Raw genomic sequence first — 1,255 nt, 5'->3', positions numbered from 1 at the left:
CCGTGCGGCGCGCGCGGGCGGTGGCGGCGGGGCGGCTGCCGGTGGCCGCGCGGGAGGTGGAGTACGCGGTGAAGGTGCCCGGCGGGCAGGGGCGTTGGTGCCTCGCCGTCTTCTCCGTGCTCGACGTGGCGGAGCCGCTGGGCGCGACGCTCGTCGAGTGGTTCGACACGGTCATGGGGACCTTCGGCTGGACGTACGGCTGAGCCCGTACCCGCGAGCGCGCACACGGCGAGACCCCCGCCCGGGTGACGGACGGGGGCCTCGCCGCTCGCGGGCCGGTCAGCGGCGCGGGGAGCGGGCGCGGTCCAGGGCGGCCACGCCGATACCGGCGAGGACGACCTGGATCGCGAGTTCTATCCAGTCGATGCCCTTCGTGTCCGCCACGTCGAAGGCCGCCGCGATGAACGTGCCGACGACGGCGGCGACGATACCGACGAGGATCGTCCAGATGATGCCGATGCGCTGGCGGCCGGGGACGACCAGGCGGCCCAGGATGCCGATCACGATGCCGATGATGACGGCGCTGATGAACCCTGAGATCTCCATGGCTTCTGCTTTCTCCGTTGTCGCGGTGACTGGCGCGGTGGCCGGCTCGGTGTGTGGCGGTGCCGGACCGCTTGGCACCACGCTTTACTACACGTGTGTAGAGCAGTGTGCCCCGGGCGAGCCCGCTCAGTCCTTGTTCCCCGCATCCATGCCGCGGAACTCGTCCTTCAGCAGACCGAAGAGGAGGACGTCCCGGTACGCCCCCTCCGTGTAGTCGTGCTCCCGCAGCCGCGCCTCCTCCACGAAGCCGAGACGGCGCTGGAGCGCGACCGACGCCGTGTTGTGCGCCCACGCCTCCGCGACCGCCTTGTGGTAGCGCCGCTCCTCGAACATGAAGCGGAGGACGAGCGTGACGGCCTCGCGCGCGAAGCCGCGCCCCTGGAAGCGGGGGTCGATCTCGATCCCGTACGCGAAGTTCCCCTGCCCCAGCTCGACATGGTGCGTGCTGACCGTGCCCGCCCAGGCCCCGGTCGCGCGGTCCTCCACGACGAGGTGGAAGGTGTCGTCCTCCGCCTTCCTCGCCGCTGCCTCCTTGAGCCAGGTGCGATGGCGCTCGGCCGACCGCGGCACCTCCAGGCGGTCGCCGAAGCGCACGTGGGCCGAGTGCTGCCCATACCGCATGAAGTGCGGCCAGTCCTCCGGCTCGACGGCCCGCAGGCGTACGCGCTCGCCGGTCCAGAAGTCGACCGCCGGGTCGGGGGGCGGGGGC

The 1,255-nt window shown here is 72.1% G+C and carries 2 protein-coding genes and 1 pseudogene; 1 reads left to right on the top strand and 2 read right to left on the bottom strand.

The features are described 5' to 3' along the window. Nucleotides 1–203 (top strand): annotated as a pseudogene (locus tag SSBG_RS17775) (hypothetical protein); the annotation flags it as partial. Nucleotides 204–279: 76 nt separating this feature from the next. Here SSBG_RS17775 and SSBG_RS17770 read toward each other — a convergent pair. Both SSBG_RS17770 and SSBG_RS17765 read right to left on the bottom strand, forming a co-directional pair. Then, the gene (locus tag SSBG_RS17770) at nucleotides 280–546 is read right to left on the bottom strand and encodes a GlsB/YeaQ/YmgE family stress response membrane protein (RefSeq protein WP_008747471.1); all 267 of its coding nucleotides are present in this window, start codon (nucleotides 544–546) and stop codon (nucleotides 280–282) included. Nucleotides 547–672: 126 nt separating this feature from the next. After that, nucleotides 673–1,255 (bottom strand): GNAT family N-acetyltransferase (locus SSBG_RS17765; RefSeq protein ID WP_008747470.1); only part of this gene is annotated, 583 nt, incomplete at its 5' end.

Source organism: Streptomyces sp. SPB074 (genome assembly GCF_000154905.1).
Taxonomy (GTDB): Bacteria; Actinomycetota; Actinomycetes; order Streptomycetales; family Streptomycetaceae; genus Streptomyces.
The sequence above is the reverse complement of the archived record's forward strand: the minus strand, read 5'-3'. Positions and strand labels throughout refer to the sequence as shown.